27 protein-coding genes are annotated in these 22,703 nt (G+C 70.0%); 12 read left to right on the plus strand and 15 right to left on the minus strand.

The features are described 5' to 3' along the window. Positions 1–61: 61 nt before the first annotated feature. Positions 62–2,758 carry an aconitate hydratase AcnA gene (acnA, locus tag ACO06I_RS15425; protein WP_421933447.1) on the minus strand — a complete coding sequence of 899 codons (2,697 nt, stop codon included), beginning with the start codon at positions 2,756–2,758 and terminating at the stop codon, positions 62–64. Positions 2,759–2,935: 177 nt separating this feature from the next. Here acnA and ccmA point away from each other — a divergent pair, with 177 nt between their 5' ends. The 7 genes from ccmA (at position 2,936) to ACO06I_RS15460 (ending at position 6,554) form a co-directional block, all read left to right on the plus strand. Beyond that, complete coding sequence (gene ccmA, locus ACO06I_RS15430) at positions 2,936–3,538, plus strand: heme ABC exporter ATP-binding protein CcmA (protein ID WP_421933448.1); 603 nt, start codon at positions 2,936–2,938, stop codon at positions 3,536–3,538. Next, a complete protein-coding gene (gene ccmB / locus ACO06I_RS15435; protein WP_421933449.1) occupies positions 3,535–4,200 on the plus strand; it encodes a heme exporter protein CcmB in 666 nt (221 codons plus the stop codon). The genes ccmA and ccmB overlap by 4 nt, the downstream gene beginning before the upstream one ends. Before the next feature lie 76 nt (positions 4,201–4,276). Continuing rightward, positions 4,277–4,786 (plus strand): Spy/CpxP family protein refolding chaperone, encoded by a 510-nt coding sequence (locus ACO06I_RS15440; protein WP_421933450.1) that lies wholly within the window; start codon positions 4,277–4,279, stop codon positions 4,784–4,786. A 61-nt stretch (positions 4,787–4,847) separates the two neighbouring features. After that, positions 4,848–5,576, plus strand: coding sequence for a heme ABC transporter permease CcmC (ccmC, locus tag ACO06I_RS15445; protein WP_421933451.1), 729 nt, complete (start codon positions 4,848–4,850; stop codon positions 5,574–5,576). 2 nt (positions 5,577–5,578) lie between these two features. Further along, a complete protein-coding gene (gene ccmD / locus ACO06I_RS15450) occupies positions 5,579–5,734 on the plus strand; it encodes a heme exporter protein CcmD (RefSeq protein ID WP_421933452.1) in 156 nt (51 codons plus the stop codon). Continuing rightward, positions 5,731–6,246, plus strand: coding sequence for a DsbE family thiol:disulfide interchange protein (locus tag ACO06I_RS15455; RefSeq protein ID WP_421933453.1), 516 nt, complete (start codon positions 5,731–5,733; stop codon positions 6,244–6,246). Before ccmD ends, ACO06I_RS15455 begins: the two co-directional genes overlap by 4 nt. A 59-nt stretch (positions 6,247–6,305) precedes the next feature. Next, positions 6,306–6,554, plus strand: a complete 249-nt coding sequence (locus ACO06I_RS15460; protein WP_304699335.1) for a hypothetical protein — start codon at positions 6,306–6,308, stop codon at positions 6,552–6,554. 65 nt (positions 6,555–6,619) lie between these two features. On the opposite strand, the gene ACO06I_RS15465 is transcribed toward ACO06I_RS15460, so the two are convergent. The 3 genes from ACO06I_RS15465 to ftsY form a co-directional block, all read right to left on the minus strand. Beyond that, the gene (locus tag ACO06I_RS15465; protein ID WP_421933454.1) at positions 6,620–7,261 is read right to left on the minus strand and encodes a MarR family winged helix-turn-helix transcriptional regulator; all 642 of its coding nucleotides are present in this window, start codon (positions 7,259–7,261) and stop codon (positions 6,620–6,622) included. An 84-nt stretch (positions 7,262–7,345) separates the two neighbouring features. Then, positions 7,346–7,933: an inner membrane-spanning protein YciB gene (locus ACO06I_RS15470; RefSeq protein WP_421933455.1), complete on the minus strand. Its 588-nt coding sequence runs from the start codon at positions 7,931–7,933 to the stop codon at positions 7,346–7,348. Further along, on the minus strand, positions 7,930–8,865 hold the full coding sequence (gene ftsY / locus ACO06I_RS15475) for a signal recognition particle-docking protein FtsY (protein ID WP_421933456.1): 936 nt from the start codon (positions 8,863–8,865) through the stop codon (positions 7,930–7,932). Before ftsY ends, ACO06I_RS15470 begins: the two co-directional genes overlap by 4 nt. Positions 8,866–8,911: 46 nt before the next feature. Here ftsY and ACO06I_RS15480 point away from each other — a divergent pair, with 46 nt between their 5' ends. Continuing rightward, positions 8,912–9,541, plus strand: coding sequence for a trimeric intracellular cation channel family protein (locus ACO06I_RS15480; protein WP_421933457.1), 630 nt, complete (start codon positions 8,912–8,914; stop codon positions 9,539–9,541). On the opposite strand, the gene ACO06I_RS15485 is transcribed toward ACO06I_RS15480, so the two are convergent. From ACO06I_RS15485 to dapF, 4 genes are read right to left on the minus strand one after another with little or no spacing between them, the layout of a single operon-like run. Next, a complete protein-coding gene (locus ACO06I_RS15485) occupies positions 9,538–10,299 on the minus strand; it encodes a hypothetical protein (protein WP_421933458.1) in 762 nt (253 codons plus the stop codon). The two genes, ACO06I_RS15480 and ACO06I_RS15485, sit on opposite strands and share 4 nt — an antisense overlap. Positions 10,300–10,328: 29 nt before the next feature. After that, positions 10,329–10,802, minus strand: a complete 474-nt coding sequence (locus ACO06I_RS15490; protein WP_421933459.1) for a GFA family protein — start codon at positions 10,800–10,802, stop codon at positions 10,329–10,331. Next, positions 10,799–12,115, minus strand: a complete 1,317-nt coding sequence (mtaB, locus tag ACO06I_RS15495; protein WP_421933638.1) for a tRNA (N(6)-L-threonylcarbamoyladenosine(37)-C(2))-methylthiotransferase MtaB — start codon at positions 12,113–12,115, stop codon at positions 10,799–10,801. Before mtaB ends, ACO06I_RS15490 begins: the two co-directional genes overlap by 4 nt. A gap of 23 nt (positions 12,116–12,138) precedes the next feature. Next, positions 12,139–12,966 (minus strand): diaminopimelate epimerase, encoded by an 828-nt coding sequence (dapF, locus tag ACO06I_RS15500; protein WP_421933460.1) that lies wholly within the window; start codon positions 12,964–12,966, stop codon positions 12,139–12,141. Positions 12,967–13,046: 80 nt separating this feature from the next. On the opposite strand from dapF, the gene ACO06I_RS15505 reads away from it, so the two are divergent. Together ACO06I_RS15505 and ACO06I_RS15510 are read left to right on the plus strand one after the other, a co-directional pair. After that, entirely contained in the window at positions 13,047–15,125 is a 2,079-nt protein-coding gene (locus ACO06I_RS15505) for a prolyl oligopeptidase family serine peptidase (protein ID WP_421933461.1), read from the plus strand. Next, positions 15,125–15,640: a GNAT family N-acetyltransferase gene (locus ACO06I_RS15510; protein WP_421933462.1), complete on the plus strand. Its 516-nt coding sequence runs from the start codon at positions 15,125–15,127 to the stop codon at positions 15,638–15,640. Before ACO06I_RS15505 ends, ACO06I_RS15510 begins: the two co-directional genes overlap by 1 nt. A gap of 7 nt (positions 15,641–15,647) precedes the next feature. On the opposite strand, the gene ACO06I_RS15515 is transcribed toward ACO06I_RS15510, so the two are convergent. The 7 genes from ACO06I_RS15515 to ACO06I_RS15545 form a co-directional block, all read right to left on the minus strand. After that, positions 15,648–16,151, minus strand: coding sequence for a PadR family transcriptional regulator (locus tag ACO06I_RS15515; RefSeq protein ID WP_421933463.1), 504 nt, complete (start codon positions 16,149–16,151; stop codon positions 15,648–15,650). A gap of 186 nt (positions 16,152–16,337) precedes the next feature. Further along, the gene (locus ACO06I_RS15520) at positions 16,338–16,742 is read right to left on the minus strand and encodes a host attachment family protein (RefSeq protein WP_421933464.1); all 405 of its coding nucleotides are present in this window, start codon (positions 16,740–16,742) and stop codon (positions 16,338–16,340) included. Between the two features lie 98 nt (positions 16,743–16,840). After that, entirely contained in the window at positions 16,841–17,737 is an 897-nt protein-coding gene (locus tag ACO06I_RS15525) for a LysR substrate-binding domain-containing protein (protein WP_421933465.1), read from the minus strand. Positions 17,738–17,789: 52 nt separating this feature from the next. After that, entirely contained in the window at positions 17,790–19,373 is a 1,584-nt protein-coding gene (ahpF, locus tag ACO06I_RS15530; RefSeq protein ID WP_421933466.1) for an alkyl hydroperoxide reductase subunit F, read from the minus strand. A gap of 91 nt (positions 19,374–19,464) precedes the next feature. Further along, complete coding sequence (ahpC, locus tag ACO06I_RS15535) at positions 19,465–20,028, minus strand: alkyl hydroperoxide reductase subunit C (protein ID WP_421933467.1); 564 nt, start codon at positions 20,026–20,028, stop codon at positions 19,465–19,467. A gap of 139 nt (positions 20,029–20,167) precedes the next feature. Then, on the minus strand, positions 20,168–20,698 hold the full coding sequence (locus tag ACO06I_RS15540) for an ATPase (protein ID WP_421933468.1): 531 nt from the start codon (positions 20,696–20,698) through the stop codon (positions 20,168–20,170). An 11-nt stretch (positions 20,699–20,709) separates the two neighbouring features. After that, a complete protein-coding gene (locus ACO06I_RS15545) occupies positions 20,710–21,561 on the minus strand; it encodes a glutamate racemase (protein ID WP_421933469.1) in 852 nt (283 codons plus the stop codon). A 178-nt stretch (positions 21,562–21,739) separates the two neighbouring features. Between ACO06I_RS15545 and ACO06I_RS15550 the strand changes: the two genes are divergently transcribed. Together ACO06I_RS15550 and ACO06I_RS15555 are read left to right on the plus strand one after the other, a co-directional pair. Then, complete coding sequence (locus ACO06I_RS15550; protein WP_421933470.1) at positions 21,740–21,985, plus strand: hypothetical protein; 246 nt, start codon at positions 21,740–21,742, stop codon at positions 21,983–21,985. Positions 21,986–21,999: 14 nt separating this feature from the next. Then, positions 22,000–22,635, plus strand: coding sequence for a TetR/AcrR family transcriptional regulator (locus ACO06I_RS15555; protein ID WP_421933471.1), 636 nt, complete (start codon positions 22,000–22,002; stop codon positions 22,633–22,635). The last annotated feature ends 68 nt before the right edge of the window (positions 22,636–22,703 follow it).

Consider the following 22,703-nt stretch of genomic DNA (forward strand, 5'->3'; position numbering starts at 1 on the left):
GAAGGTTTCAACAAGGTGTGACCAGGCGGCGTCGGGTCGGCGCCGCCTGGTCTGGAACACCTTAGGCCGCGGACTTGGCGAGGTTGCGCAGCACGTAGTTCAGCACGCCGCCGTTCTTGAAGTACTCAAGCTCGGTGGGCGTATCGATCCGGCAACGGACCGGGAAGCGGGCGATGCGGCCGTCCGACGGACGGTACATCTCCACCGTCAGCTGACGGCGGGGCGAGAGTTCGGTCAGGCCACGGATGGTGACGATCTCCTCGCCCGTCAGGTTCAGCTTCTGCCAGCCTTCCTGCAGGAACTGCAGCGGCAGGACGCCCATGCCCACCAGGTTCGAGCGGTGGATGCGCTCGAAGCTCTCGGCGATCACCGCGCGCACGCCCAGGAGCTTGGTGCCCTTGGCCGCCCAGTCGCGGGAGGAGCCGGTGCCGTATTCCTTGCCGGCGAACACCACCAGCGGACGGCCTTCGCCCTGGTAGCGCATGGCCGCGTCATAGATCGCCATGACGTCGCCGGAGGGGAAGTGCTTGGTGACCCCGCCCTCGATGTCCGGGGTGATCTTGTTGCGGATCCGGATGTTGGCGAAGGTGCCGCGCATCATGATCTCGTGGTTGCCGCGGCGGGCGCCGTAGGAGTTGAACTCCGTGGTCGGCACCTGGTGCTCGCGCAGATAGACCCCGGCCGGAGAGGTGGCCTTGATCGAACCGGCGGGCGAGATGTGGTCGGTGGTGATCGAGTCGCCGAACACGGAGAGAACCCGCGCCTCGACGATGTCGGTCACCGGGGCCGGATCCATCTTCATGTCCTGGAAGTAGGGCGGGTTCTGCACATAGGTGGAGCCCATGTCCCAGGCGTAGGTCTGGCCGCCGGCCACCTTGATGCCCTGCCAGTTCTTGTCGCCCTTGAAGACGTCCGAATAGCGGGTGGCGAACATCTTCTGGGTGACGTGCTTGCGCTGCAGGGTGGCGATCTCCTCGGAGGTCGGCCAGATGTCCTTCAGATAGACCGGCTTGCCGTCCTTGCCCTCGCCCAGCGGCTCGGTGGCCAGGTCGATGTTCATCGAACCGGCCAAGGCGTAGGCCACCACCAGGGGCGGCGAGGCCAGGTAGTTGGCCCGCACGTCGGGGTTCACCCGGCCTTCGAAGTTGCGGTTGCCCGAGAGCACCGAGCAGGCGACTAGGTCACCCTTCTGCACCGCCTCGGAGATGGCTTCCGGCAGGGGGCCGGAATTGCCGATGCAGGTGGTGCAGCCGTAGCCCACCAGGTTGAAGCCCAGGGCGTCGAGGCTCTTGGTGAGGCCCGCGCTCTTCAGATAGTCGGTGACCACCTGCGAACCGGGGGCCAGCGAGGTCTTCACCCAGGGCTTCACCTTCAGGCCCTTTTCGATGGCCTTCTTGGCCACCAGGCCCGCGGCGATCAGCACCGAGGGGTTGGAGGTGTTGGTGCAGGAGGTGATGGCGGCGATGACCACGTCGCCGTTGCCGACGTCGAACTTCTCGCCGGCGACCGGAATGCGCTGACCGGCGCTTTCGGCGTCAGCCTTGCCGAACTCCTTGCCCAGGGCCGACTTGAACTCGGCGGCGGCCTCGGAGAGCAGGACCCGGTCCTGGGGACGCTTGGGGCCGGCCAGGGACGGCATGACCGTGCCGAGGTCCAGCTCCAGGGTGTCGGTGAATTCGGGATCGGCGTCGCCGGGCTCGAACCACAGGCCCTGGGCCTTGGCATAGGCTTCCACCAGGGCGACCCGGTGGGGCTCGCGGCCAGTGGCGGTCAGGTAGTCGATGGTGGCCTTGGTCACCGGGAAGAAGCCGCAGGTGGCGCCGTATTCCGGGGCCATGTTGGCGATGGTGGCCTGGTCTTCCAGGGTCAGGCCGGCGAGGCCGGGGCCGTAGAATTCAACGAACTTGCCCACCACGCCCTTCTTGCGCAGCATCTGGGTGACGGTGAGCACCAGGTCGGTGGCGGTGGCGCCTTCCGGCATGGCGCCGGTGACGCGGAAGCCGATGACCTCGGGGATCAGCATGGGGATCGGCTGGCCCAGCATGGCCGCCTCGGCCTCGATGCCGCCCACGCCCCAGCCCAGGACCGACAGGCCGTTGACCATGGTGGTGTGGCTGTCGGTGCCGACGACGGTGTCGGGATAGGCGGTGGTCTCACCGGCCTCGTCCAGGGTCCAGACGGTCTGGGCCAAGTATTCCAGGTTCACCTGGTGGCAGATCCCGGTGCCGGGGGGCACGACGCGGAAGTTGTTGAAGGCCGAGGAGCCCCAGCGCAGGAAGCGGTAGCGCTCGATGTTGCGCTCGTACTCGCGCTCGACGTTCTCGCCGAAGGCCTTGGCGGTGCCGAAGTGGTCCACCATCACCGAGTGGTCGATGACCAGGTCGACGGGGTTCAGCGGGTTGATCTTCTCGGGATTGGCGCCGAGGTGGGTCATGGCGTCGCGCATGGCGGCCAGGTCCACGACCGCCGGCACCCCGGTGAAGTCCTGCATCAGGACCCGGGCCGGGCGGAAGCTGATCTCGTGCTCGACGGAGCCCTTGTTCACCAGCCAGGCGGCGAGCGCCGTGAGGTCGTCGGAGCCGACCGAGAGGCCGTCCTCGTTGCGGAGCAGGTTTTCCAGCAGCACCTTCATGGAGGCCGGCAGGCGCGAAACGCCCGAAAGTCCGGCTTCCTCGGCGGCGGGAAGGCTGTAGTAGACGTAGGTCTTGTCGCCCACCGTCAGTTCGCGGCGGGTCTTCAGGCTGTCGATCGACGCCATATAAGGGATCCTTCCTCTGTTCACGGCCGCTACATCACCGCTTCGGGGATCGCGCGCTTTTCGAAGCGGACACACAGCGTCCGCCCCCGCGCCGCGTACGCCCCCCAAGGCGGCGTCGGCCGCGCGCGTCATAGACCCTGGCTTGGCTCACGTCCATGCAGTGGGAACCCCGCGCCCGTGATCTCGCGTCTGAGCCTCGAAAACCTGGCCGTTCGGCGGGGGGGGCGCCTGCTTTTCGAGGGCCTGAACCTGACCCTCGACTCAGGCCAGGCCGCCGCCCTCACCGGCCGCAACGGGGCGGGCAAGACCAGCCTGCTGCGAACCATCGCCGGCCTCGTCCAGACCGAGGCCGGGGCGGTGACCTTCGGGGCGCTTGATCCCGCGGAGGCCCGGGCCCAGGGCCTGCACCTGATCGGCCACCTGGACGGGCTCAAGCCCGCCCGCACGGCCCGCGAGGAGCTCACCTTCTGGAGCGCCTGGACCGGCGGCACCCCGGAATCGACGCAGACGGCGGTCAAGACCCTGGAGCTTTCCACCCTGCTGGACCTGGAGATCCGGCGGCTGTCGGCCGGGCAGAGGCGCCGCCTGGCCCTGGCGCGGCTCATCGCCGCTCCCCGGCCCCTGTGGCTGCTGGACGAGCCCCTGAGCCCGCTGGACGCCGGCTGGCGCGAGCGATTCGGCCAGATCATGGCTGGCCACCTGGCCGGTGGCGGCCTGATCGTCGCCGCCGTGCACGATCCCCTCCCCGTCCCGGCCAAGGCCCTGGAGATCGGCGCGTGAGCCGGGCCGGCGCCCTGCTGACCCGCGAGGTGGCGCTCGCCTGGGGCAAGGGCGGCGGGCCGCTGGTCTCGCTCGGCTTCTACGCCGGGACCGCGACCCTGCTGCCGCTCGCCACCGGCCCGGAGCCCGCCCGGCTGGCGGCCATCGCCACCGGCATGGCCTGGGTGGCCCTGGCCCTGGCGGCCCTGCTCTCCCTGGAGCGGCTGTTCGAGCGCGACTACGAGGACGGGGCGCTCGACCTGATCGTGCTCTCGCCCCTGCCGCTGGAGATCGTCTGCGCCCTGAAGTGCCTGGGCCAATGGATCGCCACGGGCGCGCCCCTGGCGCTCGCCGCCCCCGTGGCGGCCATCGCCCTGGGCGCCAAGCCCGAGCTCGCCCCCCTGATCTTCGCCTGCGCCCTGGTGGGAGGCCTGGCCTTCGCCTTCACCGGCGGGATCGGAGCGGCCCTCAGCCTGGGAGCCCGGCGCGGCGGCCTGCTGACCGCCGTGATCGTCCTGCCCCTGTTCGTGCCGCCGGTGATCTTCGGCGGCGCGGCCCTGGACGCCTTCGGCAACGGCCTGCCCTGGCATGCGGGCCTGGCCCTGCTCTGCGCCTATGCCGCCGCCGCGGTCGCGCTCGGCCCCCTGGCCATGGCCGCGGCCTGCCGCAACGCCCTGTCCTGAATTTTCCGGCGACGGAAATCGGAGGGGCCCGCGTTGAAGGTCCTGAGGGGCGTAACAACCCGGAGTCCGAGACCCCATGAAATTCACCACCCCGCTGCTGGTCGGCGCCGCGATCCTGAGCCTTGGCGGCGCCGCCGTGGCCCAGCCCGCCGCGCCCGCCGGCATGATGTCGGGCGTCCAGGACGCCCGACCGAGCCAGGATCGCGGCGAGCGCATGCATCGCGACCCGGCCGAAATGGCCGCCCGCCGCGCCCAGCACCTGCGCGACACCCTGCAGCTGACCCCGGCCCAGGAGCCGGCCCTGAACGCCTTCCTCTCCGCCATGGCGCCCCCGGCCGGGATGCGGGACAGGATGCGCGCCGAGCGCGGCGAGCGGGCGGCGATGACCACGCCGCAGCGCCTGGACCGCATGAAGGCCCGCATGGCTGAGCGCCAGGTCCAGTTCGGCCGCCGCGCCGACGCGACGATGCGCTTCTACAGCCAGCTGTCGCCGTCCCAGAAGAAGGCCTTCGACGCCCTGGGCCCGATGGGCGGCCACGGCGGCAAGGGCCACGGCGGCGGTCACCGCATGGGCGGCCGCGGCTAAGGCGCCGCCTAGAAGCAGACCCCGGCTTGCCCGAAGCGGCGCCGGGGTCTAATTCGCCAGCATGATCCCGGCGCCGGCCTTCCTGTCGAACCCCGAGCGCTTCATGGCGTTCTCGCGCTGGGCCGCGCCCATGTTCGGCGTCATCGCCGTGCTGCTGGCCCTGGCCGGCCTCTGGCTGGGCTTCACCGCCCCGGAGGACTACCAGCAGGGCGACACCGTGCGGATCATGTTCATCCATGTCCCCGCCGCCTGGATGAGCATGTTCGTCTATGCCTGCCTGGGGGTGGCCAGCTTCCTGGCGCTCGTCTTCCGCCATGCGCTCGCCGACGCCGCGGCCCAGGCCGCCGCCCCCCTGGGCGCGGCCTTCACGGTCCTGGCCCTGGCCACCGGTTCGCTGTGGGGCCGGCCGATGTGGGGGACCTGGTGGGTCTGGGACGCGCGCCTGACCTCGGTCCTGGTCCTGCTGCTGTTCTATCTCGCCTATATGGCCCTGCGCGCCTCCCTGGACGACGAGGCCAAGGCGGCCCGCGCCGGGGCGATCCTGGCCCTGGTGGGGGTGGTGAACCTGCCCATCGTCCACTGGTCGGTGAACTGGTGGAACACCCTGCACCAGGGCGCCTCGGTGTTCCGCAAGGGCGGCCCCACCATGACGGTGGAATACCTCTATCCCCTGCTGCTGCTGGGCCTGGCCTATATGGCGGCCTTCGGGTCCCTGTGGCTGGTGCGGATCCGCGGCGAGGTCTGGCGCCGCCGCGCCGAGGCCGCGGCGCTGCGCGCGGCGAGGGGCTGACCATGCTCGACCTGGATCCCGGCGCCTACGCCGCCTTCATCTGGCCCGCCTACGGCCTGACGGCCATCGCCTTCCTCGGCATGATCGTCTCCAGCCTCAACCACGCCCGCCGCTGGCGCAAACGCGCGCAGGAGCTTTCCAGGGACCGCGAGGCGTGAACCGCGGCCTGGCCTTGCTGCCGCTGATCGCCCTGGTGGCGCTCGCCCTGCTGTTCGGGTTGTTCGCCCTGAAGCACGACCCCCGGGTCGAGCCCCAGGCCCTGGTGGGCAAGCCGACCCCGGATCTGGTCCTGCCCAGCCTCGACGACGGCCGGCCGGTGCGCCTGCGCGAGGCGGCCAAGGGGCCGGTGCTGGTGAACATCTTCGCCTCCTGGTGCGCCCCCTGCGAGATCGAGCAGCCGGTGCTGGTGGCCCTGAAGGCGCAGGGGGTCCCCCTGGTGGGGATCGCCTACAAGGACGCGCCGGACAACACCAAGGCCTTCCTGAGCCGCCTGGGGGACCCCTATGGCGCGCGCCTGGTGGACCGCGACGGCCGCGCCGGGATCGAGCTGGGGGTCACCGGGGTGCCGGAAACCTATCTGGTGGGGGCCGACGGCATGATCCTGGCCAAGCACACCGGGCCGCTGACGGAAAAAGACGCGCGGGATCTCTGGGCGAAGGCCCCGCGTTAACCTTACATTGAGGCGAACCGCGCGATATCGTTGACCGCGCATTAACCATAAGGCCCGACGTGGCGCTCCCGATCCGACCCGGCTTCCCGCAGACCGCCCAGCCGATCCAGCGGCCCGAGGCGCCCCGCAATGCGGGTCAGCGCGCCTTCTTCCAGGCCGCGCTCGGCCAGCAGGAGGCGCCGACCTCGGCCGCCGCCGCCCAGCCCACGACCCGGGCTCAGCCCCTGGGCCGCATCCCCACCAACCTGCCCGCCGATCCGCCCGAGCGGATCCTGCGGCCGGGCTCGCTGCTGGACATCAAGGTCTAGGCGCAAACCCCGATCGTGATCGTCGGGCTTGTCCCGGGAATGACGGCTTCGAAGGTGACCCGTCCTCAGGCCGCCTTCTTGGCCTTCTTCTCTTTCTTGGGTTTCTCAGGCTTGGGGGCCTTCTCCGCCTTGGCCGGCTTCTCGGCCTTCGCGGACTTGGCGGCCTTGGGCGCCTTCTCCGGCTTGGGCTTCTTGACGGGTTTCTCGGCCTTGGCCTTCTTGGCGGGCTTCTCGACCGGCGGCTGGGCCGCGGCCTCGCCGGCGGCGATCAGGTCGCGCAGGACGCTGACCAGGCCCTCGCGCTTCCCCGAGGAGAGCAGTTTCAGCAGCCTGGCGTCGACCTCGGCCATCTTCGGCTTGGCCTCCTCCAGCAGCTCGCGGCCGGCGGCGGTGAGGCTGACGGCGTTGGCCCGGGCGTCGGCGGCCGAGCGCTGGCGCTCCAGCAGGCCCTTGGTGATCATGCGGGCGGCCATGTCGGCCAGGGTGGAGCGGTCGATGCCGGTGATCTTGACCAGGTCGGTCTGGGTCAGGCCCTCATGGGCCTCCACCGCCGCCAGGACGGCGTACTGGCGCTGGGTCGGCCCGCCCGCCCCGAAGGCCTCGGCGTAGAGATCCAGGGACAATTGCAGGGCGCGATGCAGCAGGTGGCTCGGCGACCGGTCGAGGGCCGGGAGCCCGCCTGACTTGCCAGACTTCGATTTCGACATGGAGTTCCCCGCCTTTCGGATTGGCTCGGGCCGGGAGGTTATAATCCGTTCGCGTCGTTTTGACGACAGCCGTCCGTGGACGCCCTATTCGATGGGCGGCACCGGCGGCGGCTCGTCGATCTTGGCGTACTTCATCATCAGCGGCACCTGGGAGAAGCCGAACAGGACGTGGATGATGGAGAGGCCCGGGAAGCGGAACAGCACCCAGGTGGCGTCCGGCTGGGTGCGCCAGATGAATTCGTTCAGGCCCGCCACGCAGAGGAAGAAGATCCCGTAGCGCCAGGTCAGCTTGCGCCAGCCCTCGTCGGGCATCTGGAAGGCCTTGCCCAGCAGGATCTTCAGCGGGTTCTTGCGCAGCACCATGCCGCCGATCAGGAACAGGCCGAAGGCCACCGAGGTCACGGTCGGCTTGACCTTGATGAACCGGTCGTCGTGGAAGAACAGGGTCAGGCAGCCGAACAGCACCGCGATCAGCCCCGCCACCAGGGGCATGGGGGCGATGCGCTTCTCCACCACGAAGCCGATGACCAGGGCGAGCGCCGCGCCGGCCACCATGCCCCAGGTCGCCTGGACCGTGTCGTGGGTGATGAAATAGGCGATGACGAAGCCCACCGGCCATCCGTAGTCGACGAATCCGGTGACGAACTTCTTGGCGCCAGGCGACAGGGTCATGCGTCCTCCAGACCGACGAGGGAACGGGCGAAGGCCCGGGCGTTGAAGGGCTGAAGATCCTCGATCCCCTCGCCGACGCCAATGAGCTTGATGGGACTGTCCGACGCCTGGGCCACCGGCACCAGGACCCCGCCCCGGGCGGTGCCGTCCAGCTTGGTCATGACGATCCCCGACACCCCGATCTGGTTGCCGAAGATGTTCTCCTGGGCGAGCGCATTGCGCCCCACCGTGGCGTCCAGCACCAGCAGGGTCTCGTGCGGGGCCTCGGGGTCGAGCTTCTTGACCACCCGGATCACCTTCAAGAGTTCGTCCATCAGGCCCTGCTTGTTCTGCAGGCGGCCGGCGGTGTCGATGAGGACCACGTCGTGGCCCTTCTCCCTGGCGTGAGCGATGGCGTCGAAGGCCAGGCCCGCGGCGTCGGAATTGGGCGGGCGCGACATGAAGTCGGCCCCGGCCCGCTCGGCCCAGACCTTGAGCTGCTCGACGGCGGCGGCGCGGAAGGTGTCGCCGGCCACCACCAGCACCTTGGCGCCCTTGCCGGTCAGGTCGGCGGCGATCTTGCCGAGCGTCGTGGTCTTGCCCGAGCCGTTGACCCCGATGAACAGCACCACATAGGGCTTGGGCCCAGACAGCGGATCGAAGGTTCCCTGGCGGCTGGCGAGCTCGTCGCCGATGGCCTCGGCCAGGGCCTCCTTGATCTCCATCTCGTCGACGCTCTTGCCGAACTTGGCGTCGGAGAAGCGCTGGGTGATGCGGGCGGCCGAGTGCGGACCGAGGTCGGCCTCGATCAGCATCTCCTCCAGCTCGTCGAGCTTGGCCTGGTCCAGCGGCGCCTTGGTGAAGGTGGCGGCCACCTGTTCGGTCAGCGCCTTGGACGAGCGCGTGAGGCCGCCGGCGAGGCGCTGGAACCAGCCCTTCTTGGGTTCAGTCATAGGCGGCTTCTAGCGGCTCCTCGGCGTGCGCGATAGAGGATGGGGAATGGACGCGCTGACCGCCACCCTGACCTGGCTGGACTACGCCGCCGTGGCGGTGTTCGGCGCCACGGGAGCGCTGGCCGCCGCGCGGCGCAAGCACGACATCGTCACCTTCGGCTTCTTCGCCGCCGTGACGGGGGTCGGCGGCGGCACCCTGCGCGACCTGCTGATCGGGGCGCCGGTCTTCTGGGTGCAGAAGCCGGCCTATATCCTGGCCTGCCTGGCCGCGGCCATGGCGGTCTGGGTGTTCGGGGCGGGCAAGGGTCGGATGCGGGTGCTGCTGTGGCTCGACGCCCTGGGCCTGGCCGCCTACTGCGTGGTGGGGGCCGCCAAGGCCGCCTCGCTCGGGGCGCCGCCCTTCTCGGCGGTGGTGATGGGGACGCTGACGGCCTGTTTCGGCGGGGTGATCCGCGACGTCCTGGCCCACGAGCCCTCGATCCTGCTGAAGCGCGAGATCTATGTCACCGCCGCCCTGCTGGGCGCCTGCGCCTTCGTGGTCCTGCAGATGTTCGAGGTTCCGGGCTTCCCGGCCGGCCTGGCGGGCTTCGCCGTGGCCTTCGCCATCCGCACCGGCGCGATCCTCAAGGGCTGGGCCCTGCCGGGATTCCCGGGCCGTGGGACGCCGGAGGACTAGGCCGACGCCAGCCGCCGCTCGCGCCGGGTGCTGAAGATCAGCACCAGGACCAGAACCGCCAGCAGCACGATCGTCGAGCCGATCGTGCCGATCCCCAAGCCGCCCTTCTCCGGCGCCTTGGTGAGCAGGTCGCCCAGGGTGGCGCCGAAGGGCCGGGTCAGGACGAAGGCGATCCAGAACAGCACCGTCCGCGAGAGGGTCGTGAACCGCCAGCCGATCACCGTGAGCGCGATGCCGCCGGCGATCAGCAGGTTGCTGAGCCCGTAGCCCAGGCCCGAACTGTCGGCGAGATAGTCCCCCAGAGCCGTGCCCAGGGTGTTGGAGACCAGGATGGCGGCCCAGTAGAAGGCCTCGGCCCGGAGGTCGCGGATGTGGTCGACGGCGATGGAGCCGAGGGTGAACCGCCAGACCGTCAGCACAGCGATCAGCAGACTCACCAGGATCGTCGCGCCGGCGGCGTAGCCGAGGCCCAGGCTGCGGTCCATGTAGTCGGACATGGTCGTTCCCGCCGTGCTGGTGGCCAGGATCACCGCCCAGTAGAGGAAGGGGTGGAAGGCCTTGGCTCGCAGCTGGAAGACCAGGGCCACCAGGAAGAAGCCCAGCAGGATCAGGGTGCTGGCCAGGTAGCCGACCTTCAGCGTCATGGAGAGCAGGTCGCCGCCGGTCTCGCCGGCCGTGGTGGCGCAGATCTTCATCACCCAGAAGGCGAGGGTGACGTGGGCGACCTTGCTGGCCAGTGTCCTGGGGTCCTGAGGCACGCGGGGTGTCCTTGTCCTCTACGGACGCCTCAGGTCGCGGGCGGCCACGCGTCGGTGTCGTGATCGGGATGCTGATGGCTGATGATAGCGGCGTAGTGGGCCGCCATTTTTTCGCGTTCCTCGGCGCTGGGGGTCGGCAGGCCGGGCAGGTCCTTGACCCAGGGCACGGCCGCCTCGACGGCCATCTGGACCACCGGCTTGAGCGGCGCGGGATCGTCGAAGGCCCCGATGGCCAGGTCAATGAGGGTCGCGCTCCACTCGAAGGTCAGGGGCGTGCCGCAGTCGGCGCAGAAGCCGCGGTCGACCTTGTTTGAGCTGGCGAAGATCTTGCGTGCGCCGCGGGTCCAGACCAGGTCGGCGATCTTCACCGACACCAGGGGGCCAAAGAGGCTCCCGAAGGCCTTCTGGCACATGCGGCAGTGGCAGAGGCTGGGCCGGCCAAGTGCGCCGTCCACGCGAAACCGCACCGCCCCGCACTGGCACCCGCCGGTCTCGCCGCTCATTCCGCCGCCTCCAGGACCGCGACCTCCGCCAGCGCCCGGGTCCCGTCGTGGCCGGTGATGGTCATGGGGACGATCGACCCCACGGCGGCCTCGCCGACATAGGCGATCTCGGTGAAGTCCTCGGCCCGGGCCACGCCGTCGCGTTCCACAAGGCCGGTGACCACGCGGCCGACCTGACGCTGCAGGTGACGTTCCAGGGCCCGCTCCCCGGCGGCGCGCAGGCGGGCGGCGCGGTCCTTGATCACCGGACGCTGCAGCTGCGGCATCCGCGCGGCGGGCGTGCCCGGGCGCGGACTGAAGGGGAAGACGTGCAGGAAGGCGAGACCGCCGTCCTCGACGAGCTGAAGGGTGTTCTCGAACATCGCCTCGGTCTCCGTCGGGAAACCGGCGATGAAGTCGGCGCCGAAGGCTGTGTCCGGTCGCACCGCGCGGACATCGGCGATCAGCTTCAGGGCGTCGGCGCGGCTGTGGCGGCGCTTCATGCGCTTGAGGATCATGTCGTCGCCGGCCTGCAGGGACAGGTGCAGGTAGGGCATGAGGCGCGGGTCCTCCGCCAGGCAGCGCATCAGGTCCGGGTCGATCTCGGCGGCGTCGATGGAGGAGAGCCGCAGGCGCGGCAGCTCCGGGACCAGCTTCAGGATGCGGGCCACCAACTGGCCAAGCGTCGGCTGGCCCGGCAGGTCGGAGCCCCAGCTGGTGATGTCCACCCCGGTGAGCACCACCTCGAGATAGCCCTGGGCGGTGAGCTTGCGGACCTGCTCCACCACCTCGCCGGCCGCCGCCGAGCGGGAATTGCCGCGGCCGAAGGGGATGATGCAGAAGGTGCAGCGGTGATCGCAGCCGTTCTGGACCTCGACATAGGCGCGCGCGCGGTCCTTCAGCCCGTCGATCAGGTGGCCGGCGGTCTCCCGCACGCTCATGATGTCGTTGACCCGCACCCGGCCCTCGGGGGCCGTGGCGGCATAGGCGCCGGCCGCCGACTTCTCGGCGTTGCCCAGCACCAGATCCACCTCGGTCATGCCGGCGAAGGCGGCGGGGTCGATCTGGGCGGCGCAGCCGGTGACGATCAGCTTGGCGTCGGGACGCTCGCGGCGCGCCTTGCGGATCGCCTGGCGCGCCTGGCGCACGGCCTCGCCGGTCACCGCGCAGGTGTTGAAGACGATGGCGTTCTCCAGCCCGTCCTCGATGGCGCGGGCGCGGATGACCTCGCTCTCATAGGCGTTCAGCCGGCAGCCGAAGGTGACAATGTCGACGGCCCGGCCGGCGGCGTTGTCATCCCGGAAGACCGCTTCAGCGGTCTGTCCGGGATCCAAGGCTTGAGCGTCCAGCTTGTCGCTCACGGCAGGGTCCCCGTGAACTCGAGTTCCAGGGGGCCGGTCATGATCACGTGGTCGTCGCCCTGCCGCCACTCGATGGTCAGATCGCCGCCGTCCAGCTCCAGGGTGGCCTTGCGGTCGGTGAGGCCGCGGCGGCTGGCCGCCACCAGGGCCGCGCAGGCGCCGGTGCCGCAGGCCTTGGTCAGGCCGGCGCCCCGCTCCCAGACCTTCAGGCGGATGCGGTCGCGGGCCTTGATCTCCGCGAAGCCGACATTGACGCCCTCCGGGAACAGCCGGTGGTGCTCGATCATCGGCCCGACCTCGCGCACCGGCGCGGTCTCGGCGTCGTTGACGAAGAAGACCACGTGCGGGTTGCCCATGGAGACGCAGCCTGGCGTGTGCAGCAGGGGGGCGTCGATGGGGCCGACCTGGAGCTCGATGCCCCGGGTGTCCATCTCCTCCTCCAGGGGGATCTGGTTCCAGGCCAGGCCCGGGACTCCCATGTCGACGCTGATCAGCTTGTCCCCGGCGCGCCGCGCGGTGAGCAGGCCGCCCTTGGTCTCGAAGGTGGCGACATCCTTGCCCGAGGCCTCCATCAGCAGCCAGCCGACGCAGCGGCTGGCGTTGCCGCAGGCGCCCACCTCCTCGCCGTCGGCGTTCCAGAAGCGGACGGCGGCGTCGGCGCGGGTCGAAGGATCAATAGAGACGAGCTGGTCGCAGCCGATCCCGCGATCGCGGTCGGCGATCGCGCGCACCTCGTCCGCGCTGGGCGCGAAGGGGGCGGAGCGGGCCTCGACGACGACGAAGTCGTTGCCGAGCCCGTTCATCTTCAGGAACGGACGGCTCATGGCGCCCGCATATAGGGGACTTTTGCCCACAGATCACCTTTGGCGAGACAGGACCTGCCGCCCGGCCCTAGATTTGGCCCATGAAACTGTTTCTGACCGCGCTGACCGGCGCCCTCTTGCTGGCCCCCATGGCGCACGCCCAAGTCCCCGCTCAAGTCGCCGATGACCCCTTCGCCTGGCTGGAGGAGGTCGACGGACCCAAGGCCCTCACCTGGGTCGAGGGGCAGAACGCCCGGTCCGCCAAGCGGCTGGAGACCGATCCCCGCTACGGCGCCTATCTCGCCGAAGCGCGGACCATCTTCACCGCCAAGGACCGCATTCCCTGGCCGGTGTTCCGGGCCGGCGGGGTCGACAACCTGTGGCAGGACGACACCCACGTGCATGGCGTCTGGCGCCACGCGACCCTGGCCTCCTATCGCAGCGCGCAACCGGCCTGGGACACCCTGCTGGACCTTGACGCCCTGTCCAAGGCCGAGGGCAAGAACTGGATCTGGAAGGGGGCGACCTGCCTGAAGCCCGCCCAGACCCTGTGCCTGGTGGAGCTCTCCGACGGCGGCGGCGACGCGGTGGAGGTGCGCGAATTCGACGCCGCCAAGAAGGCCTTCGTGACCGGCGGCTTCCGCCTGGCCGAGGGCAAGCAGGGCTTCGACTGGCTCGATGCCGACACCCTGGTGGCCGATCGCATCTGGACCCCGGGGGACGAGACCCCCTCGGGCTACGCCTATATCGTCAAGACCCTGGCCCGCGACGGCCAGGCCCGCGAGGTCTATCGCGGCCAGAAGACCGACGTGGGGGTTTCGCCCATCGTGCTGCGCGGCGCGGGCGGCCGGGCCGACGGCCTGATGGCCCGCCGGGGGATCACCTTCTTCGAGAACGAGTTCGTGCTGCTGGAGGCCGGCCGGACGATCCCGATCGCCCTCCCGGCCAAGGCCGAATACCAGGCCTATGTCGATGGCCAGGCGGTGTTCGAGCTTAAGGAGGCCTGGGGCGGCTATGGCGCGGGCGCCCTGATCGCCTATGACCTGCAGGCCCTGAAGGCCGGGACCGCGAAGCCGGTCCTGATCTTCCAGCCCGGCCCGCGCCAGGCCATCACCGAGGTGGACGACACCCAGGGCCGGCTGGTGGTGAACCTGCTGGACGAGGTGAAGGGCGCCGTCGACGTCTATGACCTGAAGGACGGCAAGTGGACGGCTGCCCGCCTGGCCCTGCCCAAGGACGCCACCTTCACGATCCGCTCGGCCTCCGGGGACGACGACCAGGTCTTCGTCGCCGCCGAGGGCTTCCTCGATCCCACCAGCCTGTGGCTGGCCGACGCGGCCGCCGGGACGGCGGTTTCGGTCAAGACCCTGCCTGCCCGGTTCAAGGCCGCGACCCACGAGGTGAAGCAGTACTGGGCCACCTCCTCGGACGGGGCGAAGATCCCCTATTTCGTGGTGCTGCCGAAGGCCGCGAAGCTGGACGGGTCACTGCCCACCATCATGTACGGCTATGGCGGTTTCGAAGTGGCCAAGCCGCCGATCTACCTGCCGGAGATGGGCAAGATCTGGCTGGAGCGGGGCGGCGCCTATGTGATCGCCAATATCCGCGGCGGCGGCGAGTTCGGCCCGGCCTGGCACGACAGCGTGCTGCGGGAGAAGCGTCAGCTGTCCTTCGACGACTTCGCCGCCGTGGCCCGCGACCTGGCGGCCCGCAAGATCACCTCGGCCCGCCGGCTCGGCATCTATGGCCGGTCCAACGGCGGGGTGCTGACCACCGTCTCCATGACCCAGCATCCGGAGCTCTGGAACGCCGTGGTGGTGGAGAGCCCGCTGATCGACATGCTGCGCTATCACAAGCTGTCGGCGGGGGCCTCGTGGATCGGCGAGTATGGCGACCCCGACGTGGCCGCCGACCGGGCCTTCATCGAGAAATACTCGGCCTACCAGAACCTCAAGGCCGGGGTGAAATATCCCGAGCCCTACATCACCACCAACACCCGCGATGACCGGGTCCATCCCGGCCATGCGCGGAAGTTCGCCGCCCGGCTGGAGGCCATGGGCATCCCCTACCTCTATTACGAGCAGACCTTCGGCGGCCACGCCAACGACGCCGATCCGGAGCTGAACGCCCGCCGCTGGGCCCGGCACTACGTCTACCTGACCCAGAAGCTGATGGACTGATGCTGGAGATCAAGCCCCTCCATCCGGAGGACCCGCCCCTGATCGCGCGGGCCTTCGCCGAGATCGGCTGGGACAAGCCGGAGGCCCAGTTCGCCCGCTACCTGGACGAACAGACCGCCGACGACCGGCCGGTGCTGACAGCCCGGCTTGACGGGGAGTTCGCCGGCTATGTGACGGTGATTTGGGTCCCGCAGTACGCGCCCTTCCGCGAGGCGGGGATTCCGGAGATCCAGGACTTCAACGTCCTGCCCCAGTTCCGCCGGCGCGGGATCGGCACGGCCCTGATGGACGCCGCCGAGGCCCTGATCGCCACCCGCAGCCCGACCGCCGGCATCGGAGTCGGGCTCTATCCCGACTATGGCCCGGCCCAACGGCTCTATGTGCTGCGGGGCTATCTGCCCGACGGGCGGGGCATCGCCTGGAACGCCATCCCCGTGACCCCCATGCAGGAGGTCATGGTGGACGACGACCTGGCGCTGTTCTTCACCCGCGAGCTCGCCTCGACCCCGGGGTGAGCCGGGCTCAGGTCCGCTCGATGCGGGTCGCGGCCTCGTCGAGGATGCCGGCGATGGCGTCCACCTGATCCTCGGTCACGCCGCCTCGCTGCATGCGCAGGCGAAGGGCGACGCCGAGGTTCTGCATGGCGCGCTGCAGCTTGGGCCGGGCGCCGGAGGAGTGTTCGGCGGCCTCGTCCAGGCGGGCGAAGATGGCGTCCACCGCGGCGCGGTTGGCCTCCAACGCCTCCTTGCCGGCCGGGGTGGCCTCGTAGGCCTTGCGACCGCCCTCGGCGGCGACGGGGACCACGAAGCCCTCGTCCTCCAGCAGGGAGAAGGTGGGGTAGATGACGCCGGGGCTGGGCCGGTAGGCGCCGCCGGTGCGCTCCTCGAGCTCGCGCATCACGTCGTAGCCGTGGCGCGGCTTCTCGGCGAGCAGGGCCAGGACCAGGAACCGCAGGTCCCCGTGTTCCAGCAGGCGGCCGATGCGGCCCCCGCGCTCGCCGCGTCCGCCCCGGAGGTGCTCGCGCATGTGGCCGCCAAAGCCGTGGCGGCTGCGATGTTCGTGTCGGTGTGAGAAGTGTCTATGCATTTTCGATCCTATTTAGACATATCGATATTGCAGATATATCTAACCCGGCCCGGAATGCAATAGAGATATATCGAAATAGATCGACACCCGCGATCCGGGGCGGGCCTGGGCCCGCCCCGGACGGGATCAGGCGTGGGCGATGGCGGTCTCGATGTCGCCCACCACGTGGCCGGTGAGGTCCTTGGCCAGTTCCCCCAGCAGCTTGCCCTCCAGGGCCTTGTGATAGTGGCGGCGCAGCTCGCCCAGGGTCTTGGGGGCGGCGATGATGTAGAGGTGCTCGATCTTGCCGCCCAGGGCCTGCTCGTTCAGCCAGGCCGCCGTGGCCGCGGCGAAGCCGTCCTCGCGCTGCTGACCGTCGCTCGGATTGGCCGAGCTGGAATAGTGATGGTCGCCGGAGCTGCGGTTGATGTGGCCCAGGGTGGCCGGCGGCAGGGCCGTCAGCTTGGGATGAACCTCATCGCCGGCGTTCCGGTAGAGGTGAAGCGTCACGCCGTCCGCGACGGCGACGGTCGTGCCCTTGGGTAGTTGCATCTTGTTGCTCCGATGGATTGGGGGGAACCCCGTGGTGGCAACGTCTGACGCGGTCCATCGGGCCCAACCATGATCTGGCTCAATTGCGGTTTCGCCGTTCAGGCGTCCCGCAGGGTCTCGGCCAGCAGGCGGCCCTCGGCGCCCCGGCTGGAGCCGGCGCGCCAGGCCACCACGATCTCGCGGCTCGGGTGCTCGGCCTGGAGATGGCGCACCGCGACGTGGGCGGCCTGGGTCAGGCCGGCCTCCACCGCCATGGCCGGCAGGAAGGTCACCCCCAGGCCCGACCCCACCATCTGCACCAGGGTCGGCAGGGAGGTGGCCGCGAAGGCCTCCTCGTCGCCGGTGGCCTTGGGGGGCTTCAGGCCGCAGGCCGAGAGCACGTGGTCACGCAGGCAGTGGCCGTCCTCCAGCAGGATCAGGTCCTCCCCCTCCATGGCCGAGGGGGGGAATTCCAGCCGGTTGGCCAGGGGATGGTCGGCGGGGATGGCGGCCAGCAGCTCGTCGTCGGAGACGTGGGCGTGGGCCAGGCCGGCCATGTCGAAGGGGAGCGCGATCAGGGCCGCGTCCAGTTGGCCGGCCTTCAGCGCGGCGATCAGGCGCTGGGTCAGGTCCTCCCGCAGATAGAGGCGCAGCTTGGGGAAGCGCGCCCGCAGCAGGGGCAGGGCCTTGGGGAGCAGGAAGGGGGCGATGGTGGGGATGACCCCCAGGCGGAAGCGCCCGGTGAGCGGCTGGCTGGCGTTCTTGGCGGCCTGCACCAGCTCCTCGGCCTCGTTGAGGATGGTGTTGGCGCGGCTCAGCGCCGCCTCCCCCACCGCCGTCAGGATGACGCCGGAGCGGGCGCGGTCCACCACCGGGGCGCCGAGGGTGCGCTCCAGCTCCTGGATGCCGGCCGACAGGGTCGGCTGGGTGACGTGGGCGGCCTCGGCCGCCTTGCCGAAGGCCCCGTGTTCGGCGAGCAGCTTCAGGTACTGGAGTTGGCGGATGGTGGGGAGCATGGCGCGATCATAGTCTCAGTCTATGGAAAGGCGCCACGCCCCCACCCCTGGCTCAAGCCGCCACCGCCTCCTTGGCCTCGGCGGGCAGGCGGATCAGGTAGTCGAAGGCCGAAAGCGCGGCCTTGGCGCCGTCGCCGGCGGCGATGACGATCTGCTTGAAGGGGGTGGTGGTGGCGTCACCGGCGGCGAACACGCCGGGCGCCGAGGTGGCGCCATGGGCGTCGACCTCGATCTCGCCCCGCGGGCTCAGCGCCAGCGCCCCCTGCAGCCACTCGGTGTTGGGGACCAGGCCGATCTGCACGAAGATTCCCTCCAGCTCGACGGTGTGGACCGCCTCGGTGGGCCGGTCGCGATAGGTGAGGCCGGTGACCTTCTCGCCGTCCCCCAGGACCTCGGTGGTCAGGGCCGAGGTGATGACCGTGACATTGGGCAGGCTGGCGAGCTTGCGCTGCAGCACGGCGTCGGCGCGGAGCTGGCTGTCGTACTCGATCAGGGTCACGTGGGCGACGATGCCGGCCAGGTCGATGGCCGCCTCGACGCCGGAGTTGCCGCCGCCGATCACCGCCACGCGCTTGCCCTTGTAGAGCGGACCATCGCAGTGCGGGCAGTAGGCGACGCCGCGGTTGCGGTACTGCTCCTCGCCGGGCGCCCCCATCTGCCGCCAGCGGGCGCCGGGCGCCAGGATGACGGTCCTGGCCCGCAAGGTCGCGCCGCTCTCCAGCACGATCTCGCTGAGCTCGCCGGCCGCCTTGGCGGGGATGAGCTTGGCGGCCTTCTGCAGGTTCATGACGTCGACCTCGTAGGCCTTGACGTGCTGCTCCAGGCCCGAGACCAGCTTGGGGCCTTCGGTGTGGGGCACGGAGATGAAGTTCTCGATGGCCATGGTGTCGAGCACCTGGCCCCCGAAGCGCTCGGCCGCCAGGCCGGTGACGATGCCCTTGCGGGCGGCGTAGACCGCCGCGGCCGCGCCGGCCGGGCCGCCGCCCACCACCAGGACGTCGAAGACCCCCTTGGCGGCGAGCTTGGCCGCGCCGCGGGCCGCGGCGCCGGTGTCCAGCTTGGCCAGGATCTCCTCGACCGTCATCCGGCCCTGGGCGAAGGGCTGGCCGTTCAGCAGGACGGTGGGCACGGCCATGATCTTGCGGGCCTCCACCTCGTCCTGGAACAGGGCGCCGTCTATGGCCACGTGGCGGATCGCCGGGTTCAGCACGCTCATCAGGTTGAGCGCCTGCACCACGTCGGGGCAGTTCTGGCAGGAGAGCGAGAAATAGGTCTCGAAGCTGTAGTCGCCCTCCAACGCCTTGATCTGCTCGATGACCTCGGGCTCGACGCGGGGCGGGTGGCCGCCGGCCTGCAGCAGGGCCAGGACCAGGGAGGTGAACTCGTGGCCCATGGGCAGGCCCGCGAAGGTCACGCGGGCGTCGGCGCCGGCGGCGCGGACGGCGAAGGACGGCTTGCGGGCGTCCTGGCCATCAAGGCGCAGCAGGACCTTTTCCGAGGCCTCGACGATGTCGTCCAGCAGGGCCTTGAGCTCCGCCGACTTGGCCGAGGCGTCCAGGCTGGCGATCAGCTCCACCGGATGGCGCAGGTTCTCCAGATAGGTCTTGAGCTGGGACTTCAGGCCTTGGTCCAACATGACGGGGCTCCGATAGGGACGCAGGGAAGCGGGGAGGAAGGTGCGCCGCCGCCGCCCCCTTGCGAGGCGAGCGGCGGCGGCGCGGCAGGCTCTAGATCTTGCCGACCAGGTCCAGGGACGGGGCCAGGGTCTTCTCGCCTTCCTGCCACTTGGCAGGGCAGACCTCGCCGGGGTGGGAGGCGACGTACTGGGCGGCCTTGACCTTGCGCAGCAGCTCGAGGGCGTCGCGGCCGATGCCGCCGGCGGTGATCTCGACGATCTGGATCTTGCCGTCGGGGTCGACCACGAAGGTGCCGCGGTCAGCCAGGCCGGCCTCCTCGATCATGACCTCGAAGTTGCGCGAGATCTTGCCGGTGGGGTCGCCCACCATGACGTAGTTGATCTTCTTCACGGCTTCCGAGGTGTCGTGCCAGGCCTTGTGGGCGAAGTGGGTGTCGGTGGAGACGGAGTAGATCTCCACGCCCAGCTTCTTGAACTCGGCGTAGTTGTCGGCCAGGTCCTCAAGCTCGGTCGGGCAGACGAAGGTGAAGTCGGCCGGATAGAAGAACACCACCGACCACTTTCCCTTCAGATCGGCGTCCGAGACGGTGATGAACTTGCCGTTCTGGAAGGCCTCGGCCGTGAACGGCTTGATTTCGGTATTGATGAGGGACAACGCGATCTCCTGGTTGGCGTCGGGAAGGAAGCCGCTGTCTATACTGCGACGCAGCATAGGGGAAATTGATATTTCTTGAGTTTGAGATAGATTTTTTCGATCTATCCGGGCGCGCTTGGCCGCTGGCGCTGTCCAGCGCCTAGGTGGGCTTTCCGGTCTCGATCAGCGTCTTCAGCCGGCCCACCTGCTCGCCGATCACCCCGTCCACCGGCTTGGCCCATTGCTCGGCCAGACCGCCCTTGGCGTAGCCGCCGACATCGTAGGTGACCGTGAGCACCGTGGTGGCGGGATCGGCGCCGGCCTTGAGGTTGAAGGCCATGTGACCGCTGGCGCCGGTGAACTGCAGGGGGCCGAGCGCGCCGGACAGCCGCAGGCCGCTGTCGCTGGCGTAGACCACCGTCATGTGCCGGACGAAGCCGTCCTTCAGCTTCTCACAGAAGCAGCCCGTCGCCAGGTCGATGGAGAGGTTGCGGGCGTCGCCCGACCAGCTGTGGGCGGAGTTCCACCACCATGCCGGCTGCAGCATCGCCTCCCGCACCTTGGCCGGCGGCGCGGCGATCGTGACGACGTGGCGGACCTCGAAGCCCTGGGGCGACTGGTCGATCACCTCGGCGCGGGCGGCGCCGGTCACGCAGAGCACGGCGGCGAGCGCCGCCAGACCCGTCTTCATGGGAAGCCTCCCTAAGCCTGCTCGAAGCTTAGCGGCGCCCCCCAGAAGGTCTCAACCAGCAAATGCTGGGCGCCCGGCTTGCCGGTGGTGAGGAAGATGCGCCGTCCGGAGTCGCCGGCGGTATATTCCGGGTGCTTGGCCAGATAGGCCTCCAGGGCGTCGGCGGTGGCGGCGGGCTGGTGGATCAGGGGCGTGCCCGGCGGCAGGGCGGCGCGGAACATGTCGGCCACCATCTCATAGTGGGTGCAGCCGAGGATGGCGCGGTCCGGCGGCCGGCCGATGCGGGTGCTGACCGCCTTGACGTGGGCCTCCACCACCGTGGCCAGCTCCACCGCCCCGGCGCCCTTCTCGATCATCGGGGCCAGGTCCGGGCAGGGCTCGGAGAAGACCGCCACGTCCTGGCGGCGCTTGTCGATCTCGATCTCGTAGACCCGGGAACGGGCGGTGGCCGGGGTGGCGAAGACCGCCAGCACGTCCAGCTTCTCCACCTTCTCGCCGCGGCGGTCGGCCTCGTGCTCCCAGGGCAGGCCGGTGGCCGCCTCAATGGTGGGGACGATGATGCCCAGCACGTTCACCGGCCGGCCGAGCGCCTTGCGGTAGCCGGGCAGCCAGGTCTGCTGCAGGCGGCGCAGGGCCACCCCGGAGGCGGTGTTGCAGGCCAGGACCACCAGGTCGCAGCCGCGATCGAACAGCTTTTCGCAGCCGGCCCGGGTGAGGTCGACGATCTCCTCGCCCTCTCGGCCGCCATAGGGGGTGTTGGCCTGGTCGGCCAGGTAGATGAAATCCGCGAGGGGGAAGCGGTCGACGAGCCGACGGTGAACCGTCAGCCCCCCAACCCCGGAATCGAACACGCCAATGGCCATGGATCGCGCTTAGCCGCCTTGGGGGACAGCGTCCAGCATCCCGTTCGGGGGGCGGGGAAATGTAAAACATCGTTATTTCGGATTGACGGCACTGTCAGTCTGACATATCCGTCACCGCCAAATCCGGCCTGCGCCCCCCCGCAGGGTTGTCCCACTCCTCCCCGAGATCCGCAAAGCCATGTCCCTCCCCTTCGCCACGCGCTCCGGCGCGACCGCCGACGACCCCGCCCTCGAGACCGAACTGGCCACGGCCCTGGCCCTGGCCCGGGCCTCGGCCTCGGCCATGCTGCAACTCTCGCCCCTGGCCCACCGCGAGATCACCGCGGCCCTGAGCCAGGAGATCGGCGCCCTGGAGGCCCAGAACGACCCCACCTCCCAAGGCGCCGCCCAGGCCCTGAAGCAGTACCTGAGCGAGGCCGCCTGACCCCTCGGCGGCCCATGCGGGTCAATCTCGAAGCGCGCGCCGCGGCGGCCGAGAACCGCCGCGCGCAAACCCGCGCGCGCCTGATCGAGGCCGCCATCTCGGTGATCCTGGAGAAGGGGCACGAGAGCGCCTCCATCGAGGATTTCGTGGCCGCCGCGGGCGTCTCGCGCGGCACCTTCTACAACTACTTCCCCACCATCGAAGACCTGCTGCACCATCTCAACAGCCAGATCTCCGAGGAGCTGAACCAGACCCTGGGCCCGGCCCTGGCCGGCATCGAGGATCCCGCCGCCCTGCTGGCCGCGGTGGTCCACAGGATCCTGGCCACCTTCGTCGCCGACCCGGTGCGCGGCTGGCTGGCCCTGAAGATCGAGGCCACGGCCCTGCCGCGCCAGGCGGTGTTCGAGGCCCGCTTCAACGCCATCCATGGGGCCGCCGTCGCCCGCGGCCGGTTCCGCGATTGCGACGTCGCCGCCGCCCGCAACCTGGTGTTCGGCGGCTTCCGCATGGCCCAGCGCGACATCGTCATGGGCGAGGCCGGCCCCGAGCACGCGGTGGACCTGGTGGCCCTGATGCTGATCGCCTTCGGCTTGACCCCCGAGGAGGCCCTGCAGATCAGCCGCGACGCCTTCGAGGCCGCCCGCGCCTGAGCGGGCGACATTACGCGCCTGTCATGTGACGTCCGGTTACATCCTGCCTAAGGTCGCCCCACCTTGAG

The sequence above is a fragment of the Phenylobacterium sp. genome (assembly GCF_965229015.1).
Classification (GTDB): domain Bacteria; phylum Pseudomonadota; class Alphaproteobacteria; order Caulobacterales; family Caulobacteraceae; genus Phenylobacterium.